The sequence below is a fragment of the Acidimicrobiales bacterium genome (assembly GCA_036270875.1).
Taxonomy (GTDB): domain Bacteria; phylum Actinomycetota; class Acidimicrobiia; order Acidimicrobiales; family AC-9; genus AC-9.
Genome location: DATBBR010000124.1, coordinates 1 through 5,058 on the forward strand (window position 1 = coordinate 1; position 5,058 = coordinate 5,058).

The following is a 5,058-nucleotide window of genomic DNA, read 5'->3' on the forward strand; positions in this document are numbered from 1 at the left end:
GGTCACCGTCCTCGTCCGGCCCGGCCGGCGGGCAAGCGCCGCCCACCGCCTGCAGCGGGAGATCCTGCGCAACGACTGCTTCAACCGCCTGCGGGCCGAGCTCGGCGACCGCTTCGACGCCGAGACCTCGCGCCGGCTCAGCGTCATCGCCGGGGACGTCGGGCAGGAGGGCCTGGGCCTCGACGCGAACGGATCTGCGCTCCTCGCCCGCTGCGACCTGGTCATCCACTCGGCGGCGACGGTGAGCTTCGACGCACCGCTCGACACCGCCGTGGAGGTCAACCTGCTCGGGCCGTCCCGCCTCGCCGGCGCGCTCGCCGCCCCGGGGGCGGGCGACGGGCGACGCACCGCCGCGCTCCCCCACCTCATTGCCGTCTCCACCGCCTACGTCGCCGGCACCCGCCGGGGCGACGCGCCCGAGGCCCTCCTGACCGACACCGCCTACGCGACGCAGGCCGATTGGCGGGCCGAGGTTGCCGCCGCCCGCCGGGCCCGGTCCGACGCCGACTCGGAGAGCCGACGCCCGGAGCAGCTCGCCCGCTTCACCCGAGCGGCGCGGGGTGAGCTCGGCGCCGCTGGCGGTCCCCTGCTCGCCGAACGAGCGGAGCGCCTGCGAGACGAGTGGATCAAGGAGCGCCTCGTCTCCCTCGGCCGCACCCGGGCCCAGTCACTGGGCTGGCCTGACGCCTACGCCTATACCAAGGCGCTCGGCGAGCGCGCCCTCCTCGAAAATCGTGGCGACCTCCCGCTCACGATCGTCCGCCCGTCGATCATCGAGTCGGCGCTGGCCGAGCCCCATCCCGGATGGATCAGGGGATTCCGCATGGCCGAGCCGGTGATCATCTCCTATGCACGGGGCCTGCTCGGGCAGTTCCCGGGCGTGCCCGAGGGTGTGGTCGATGTCATACCGGTGGACCTGGTCGTGGCCGCCATCCTGGCCGTGGCGGCCGAGGGTCCGCCGGAGCAGCCGGACGTCTACCAGGTGGCCTCCGGCACGCGGAACCCGCTGCGCTACGACCACCTGGTGAGCCTGGCCGAGTCCTGGTTCACCGAGCACCCCCTGTACGACTCGCGGGGCCAGCCCATCGTCGTGCCCAACTGGTCGTTCCCGGGGCGGGGCAAGGTGCAGCGCCAGCTGAGCCGGGCGGGCAAGGGCCTGGAGGCGGCCGAGCGGCTCATGGGCGCGCTGCCGCTGCGGGGTCGCCGAGCCGAGCTGTCCTCACATCTCGAGGAGCGACGTCAGCAGGCCGAGCGGGCGCTCAGCTATGTCGAGCTGTACGGCTCCTACGCCGAGACCGAAGCGCGCTTCCGGGTCGACCGGCTGCTGTCGCTGTGGGACCGGACCGACGAGGCCGATCGGCAGCAGTTCGGCTTCGACCCGGCCGTCATCGACTGGGCGTACTACCTCCACGAGGTTCACCTGCCGTCGGTCGTCACCCAGGCCCGAGTCCGCACGACTCCCGCGCCGCGGGTCGGGCCGACCCGAGCCGAGCGCGGGCTTCGAGCCGTCCTCGCTCCCGAGCGCCACCTCGCCGTCTTCGACCTCGAGAACACCCTCATCGCCTCCAACGTGGTGGAGTCCTACGCCTGGCTGGCGAGCCGACACCTCGACGAGGGCGATCGGCTGCGCTTCACACTCCGCACGCTGCGCGAGGTCCCGGGCATGCTGGCGCTCGACCGGCGGGACCGGGGGGACTTCCTGCGCGCCTTCTACCGTCACTACGACGAGGCGCCGGCAGAGCAGGTGCGGGCCGACGCATGGGAGATGTTCAGCGCCCTCATCCTGGCCAAGTCGTTCCCGGCCGGTATCCGGCGGGTGCGCGAGCATCGCAGTCGCGGGCACCGAACGCTGCTCATCACCGGAGCCATCGACCTCGTCGTCGAGCCGCTGCGGCCCCTCTTCGACGACATCGTCTGCGCCCGCCTGGCAGAGCGCGACGGCCGGATGGTCGGCGAGCTCGTCGAGCCTCCGCCGACCGGCGAGGCCCGGTCCATGGTCATGGCCGCCTACGCCGAGGCCGAGGGCCTTTCCCTCGCCGAGTCGGTGGCCTACGCCGACTCGAGCAGCGACCTGCCCATGCTCGAGGCGGTGGGCCACGCCGTCGCGGTCAACCCCGAGGCCAAGTTGGCGACCATCGCCCGCAAGCGCGGCTGGCACGTCGAGAACTGGTCCAGGTCACCCGGCGCTCCCCGGCACCTGCTTCCTTTCGCCCCACGACCGACGCGCCACACTGGTACGGCAGTAGAGCGATGAAGGCGCTCCTCTTCGAGCGGAACATCCCGCGATACGCGGCAGCACGGGTGGTCTCGTCCCTCGGCTCCGGTCGGGGCGTGACCGTGGCTCCCCTGAAGCTGACCGACATCGACGAGCCCGACCTTCCCGGCCCCGGTTGGACCCGGGTGCGGCCCCGCCTGGCCGGGATCTGCGGCTCCGACCTCACCACCCTGGACGGCAAGAGCTCGCGCTACTTCGAGCCCATCGTCAGCCTCCCGTTCGTCCCCGGTCACGAGGTGGTCGGCGATGTCGAGGGCCCCCACGGCGAAGTGGCCGGCCGTGTCGTCATCGAGCCCGTGCTGGGCTGTCTGGCCCGAGGGGTCGATCCTCCCTGTCCGGCGTGCGCCGTCGGCGACACGGGTGGCTGCGAGCGCGTGGCCTTCGGCCACCTCAAGGCGGGCCTCCAGACCGGCTACTGCGCCGACACCGGGGGCGGCTGGTCCGAACGCCTCGTCGCCCACTCCAGCCAGCTCCATCCCGTCCCCGAGCGGCTGAGCGACGAAGCGGCGGTGATGGTGGAGCCGGCGGCGTGTGCGGTCCACGCCGCCCTCGCCGCCGGCGAGATGGAGGGGTCCAGCGTCGTCGTGCTCGGCGCCGGCACCCTCGGGCTGTGCACCATCGCCGCGCTCCGCCAGCTGACCCTCCCCGGCACGTTGTTGGCCGGTGCCAAGCATCCGGCCCAGCGCCAGCTGGCCTCGGCGCTCGGCGCCGACCTGGTCGTCGATCCCAACGAGGTTCCCCGGGCCGTGCGCCGGCTGACGCGGTCGCTCGCGGCAGGCGCCCAGTTGACCGGCGGCGCCGACGTCGTCCTCGACTGCGTGGGGAGCGCCGACTCGATCGAGCACGCCCTTTCCGTCGTCCGACCCCGCGGTCGGGTCATCCTGGTAGGGATGCCCGGCACGGCTCGCATCGACCTGACTCCCTTGTGGCACCGGGAGATCAGCCTGACGGGCGCCTACGCCTACGGTCGGGAGGCAGCCGGGACGAACGGAGCCCGGCCCCGCACGTTCGACCTGGCCTTCGACCTCGTCGTCCAAGCCGGCCTCGACCGCCTGGTGTCCGCCCACTACCCGCTCGAGCGGTTCCACGACGCCGTCGAGCACGCGGGGTCCGCCGGCCGGCGCGGTGCCACGAAGGTCGTGTTCGACCTGCGCGAGCAACCTCGTTGGCGCAAGACAGGAGCTGCCGGATGAGTCCCCGCCCCGGGTTCGTGCTCGAGGTAGACCGCTCGATGCCGCCGACCCTCATCTGGCACGGCGAGGGCTTCCGGCTCGAGCGACTGCCGGTCGGATCGCGAGTCGTCTACCCGCCCGAGTCCCGTCCGCCCCTCGATGACCCCGACGCTGCCATCCGTCACGCCCTCCTCAATCCTCTCGGTGACAGCCAGCCCCTCCCGGCGCTCCTTCGCGCGGGCATGCGGCTGACGATCGCCTTCGACGACATCTCGCTCCCCCTGCCGCCGATGCGCAGTCCCGACATCCGCCAGCAGGTGATCGAAGCGGTGCTCGACATGGCCGCCGAGGCCGGCGTCGACGACGTGGTGCTGGTCGCCGCGCTCGCCCTCCACCGCCGGATGACCGAGCCGGAGCTGCGCCACATCGTCGGCGACCGCGTCTACGACGCCTTCGCTCCCCACGGGCTGCTCACCCAGCACGACGCCGAGGACCCCGATGGCATGCTCCACCTCGGTCTGACCGACGAGGGCGAGGACGTGGAGATCAACCGCCGAGCGGCCACCAGCGACCTCCTGGTCTACGTCAACATCGACCTGGTGCCGATGGACGGCGGCCACAAGAGCGTCGCCACCGGCTTGGCCAGCTACCGAAGCCTCCGCCACCATCACAACGTGCGCACCATGCAGCACAGCCGGTCGTTCATGGACCAGCACCGGTCCGAGCTCCACTCCTCCAACTGGCGCATGGGTCGCCACATCGCCGCCAGCGGGGTGAACGTCTTCCAGATCGAGACGACCCTCAACAACGACACCTTCCCCGATCAGTTCCGATTCCTCCAGCGCCGGGAGTGGGAATGGTCGGTGCGCGACCGGGCCGGCTTCCTGGCCGTCTCCAAGTCGTTGGACCGCACGCCGGAGCGCCTCGCTCGCTCGATCTTCCAGTCCATCCGGGCGCCGCACGCGGTGACCAGCGTCCAGGCCGGCGAGGTCGAGGCCGTGCACGCCCAGGCGACCGAGCACCTGCTCGCCCAGCAAGGCGTCGACGTTGCGGGTCAGACCGACGTGCTCACCATGGGCCTGCCGTACTTGTGCCCCTACAACGTGAACTCGGTGATGAACCCGATCCTGGTGATGTGCCTGGGCCTCGGCTACCTGTTCAACATGTACCGAGGCAAGCCCCTGGTCCGGCCGGGCGGGGCGCTCATCATGAGCCATCCGACGCCGTGGGCCTTCGACCCGGTCCACCACCCGAGCTACATCGACTTCTTCGAGCAGGTCCTTGCCGAGACCACAGATCCGTTGGAAATCGAGGCGAAGTACGAGGAGTCGTTCGCAACCGACCCGTGGTACATCCATCTCTACCGAACGGGCCACGCGTACCACGGCGTCCATCCCTTCTACATGTGGTACTGGGGCGCCCACGCCCTCGACCACCTGGGCGGCGTGATCATCGTCGGCGGCGATCCCGCGGCGGTGCGCCGCCTCGGCTTCAAGCCGGCGTCGTCGATGGCCGACGCGCTCGAGATGGCGTCCGACGTCGTGGGGCCCGATCCCACGCTCACCCACCTTCACGTGCCACCGCTGCTCATGGCGGAGGTCACGTGACGGG

Annotated in this window: 3 protein-coding genes; all 3 read left to right on the forward strand. The window is 71.6% G+C overall.

Features of this window, described 5'->3' with window-relative positions; all coding sequences use genetic code 11:
• On the forward strand, positions 1-2,254 hold a 2,254-nt coding region (locus VH112_12420), incomplete at its 5' end, for an HAD-IB family hydrolase (protein HEX4541038.1).
• A complete protein-coding gene (locus VH112_12425) occupies positions 2,251-3,468 on the forward strand; it encodes a zinc-binding dehydrogenase (protein ID HEX4541039.1) in 1,218 nt (405 codons plus the stop codon). The genes VH112_12420 and VH112_12425, both read left to right, overlap by 4 nt.
• The gene (locus tag VH112_12430; protein ID HEX4541040.1) at positions 3,465-5,054 is read left to right on the forward strand and encodes a lactate racemase domain-containing protein; all 1,590 of its coding nucleotides are present in this window, start codon (positions 3,465-3,467) and stop codon (positions 5,052-5,054) included. Before VH112_12425 ends, VH112_12430 begins: the two co-directional genes overlap by 4 nt.
• The last annotated feature ends 4 nt before the right edge of the window (positions 5,055-5,058 follow it).

Coding starts and splice junctions, on each gene's coding strand:
- VH112_12425 (HEX4541039.1), top strand. CDS start 2,251: ATGAAGGCGCTCCTCTTCGAGCGGAACATCCCGCGATACGCGGCAGCA.
- VH112_12430 (HEX4541040.1), top strand. CDS start 3,465: ATGAGTCCCCGCCCCGGGTTCGTGCTCGAGGTAGACCGCTCGATGCCG.